We start from the raw sequence: 1,676 nt of genomic DNA, 5'->3' as shown, positions 1-1,676 counted from the left end.
ATAGGGTAAGTTCCCGATGGAGTATTTGGTGCTAAGGTCAATACACCTGTTGCATCAATACTCAATGGTCCTGCTGTTACCGGAGTTACATCCGTGTTGTCTGTTGTTACCGGCACACCGTTTAAGGTATCATTTGTTGTTACATTACCAATAGTAGTTGGAGTTGTAGTACCAGGCGTTTGTGTTGGAAACACATCCACGATAGCAGCAATTGGATTCAATACTGTTACTGTATCGGTTACCGAAGCACAATTCGCAGGGCTTACCGCTAATCCTGTTACAGGATTTACCTCACATATGGTGTAGGTGATAGGGTAAGTTCCCGAAGGAGTATTTGGTGCTAAGGTTAATACACCTGTTGCATCAATACTCAATGGTCCTTCGGTTACCGGAGTTACATCCGTATTGTCTGTTGTTACCGGCACTCCGTTTAGGGTATCGTTTGTTGTTACATTCCCAATAGTAGTTGGAGTTGTAGTACCAGGCGTTTGTGTTGGAAACACATCCACAATAGCAGCAATTGGGTTTAATACTGTTACTGTATCGGTTACCGAAGCACAATTCGCAGGGCTTACCGCCAATCCCGTCACTGGGTTTACCTCACATATGGTGTAGGTGATAGGGTAAGTTCCCGATGGAGTATTTGGTGCTAAGGTTAATACACCTGTTACATCAATACTCAATGGTCCTGTTGTTACCGGAGTTACATCCGTATTGTCGGTTGTTACCGGCACACCGTTTAAGGTATCGTTTGTTGTTACATTACCAATAGTAGTTGGAGCTGTAGTACCAGGCGTTTGTGTTGGATACACATCCACAATGGCAGCAATTGGATTCAATACTGTTACTGTATCGGTTACCGAAGCACAATTCGCAGGGCTTACCGCCAATCCTGTTACCGGATTCACCTCACAGATGGTGTAGGTGATAGGGTAAGTTCCCGATGGAGTATTTGGTGCTAAGGTCAATACACCTGTTGCATCAATACTCAATGGTCCTGCTATTACTGGTGTTACATCCGTATTCTCTGGTGTTACCGGCACTCCGTTTAAGGTATCGTTTGTTGTTACATTCCCAATAGTAGTTGGAGTTGTAGTACCAGGCGTTTGTGTTGGATACACATCTACGATAGCAGCAATTGGATTCAATACTGTTACGGTATCGGTTACCGAAGCACAATTCGCAGGGCTTACCGCCAATCCTGTTATCGGATTTACCTCACAGATGGTGTAGGTGATAGGGTAAGTTCCCGATGGAGTATTTGGCGCTAAGGTCAATACACCTGTTGCATCAATACTCAATGGTCCTGCTGTTACAGGAGTTACATCCGTATTGTCTGTTGTTACCGGCACACCGTTTAAGGTATCGTTTGTTGTTACATTACCAATAGTAGTTGGAGTTGTAGTACCAGGCGTTTGTGTTGGATACACATCCACGATAGCAGCAATTGGATTCAATACTGTTACTGTATCGGTTACCGAAGCACAATTTGCAGGGCTTACCGCCAATCCTGTTATCGGATTCACCTCACAGATAGTGTAGGTAATAGGGTAAGTTCCCGAAGGAGTATTTGGTGCTAAAGTCAATACACCTGCGGCATCAATACTCAATGGTCCTGCTATTACTGGTGTTACATCCGTATTCTCTGGTGTTACCGGCACTCCGTTTAAGGTGTC

At 44.4% G+C, this 1,676-nt stretch carries 1 pseudogene; it reads right to left on the bottom strand.

The features are described 5' to 3' along the window. Window positions 1-1,676: pseudogene (locus tag BUB89_RS18140) on the bottom strand (hypothetical protein); the annotation flags it as partial.

It is taken from the genome of Flavobacterium flevense, assembly GCF_900142775.1.
GTDB classification, from domain to species: domain Bacteria; phylum Bacteroidota; class Bacteroidia; order Flavobacteriales; family Flavobacteriaceae; genus Flavobacterium; species Flavobacterium flevense.
Note: the sequence above shows the minus strand (reverse complement) of the source record. Positions and strands in the feature narration are given on the sequence as shown.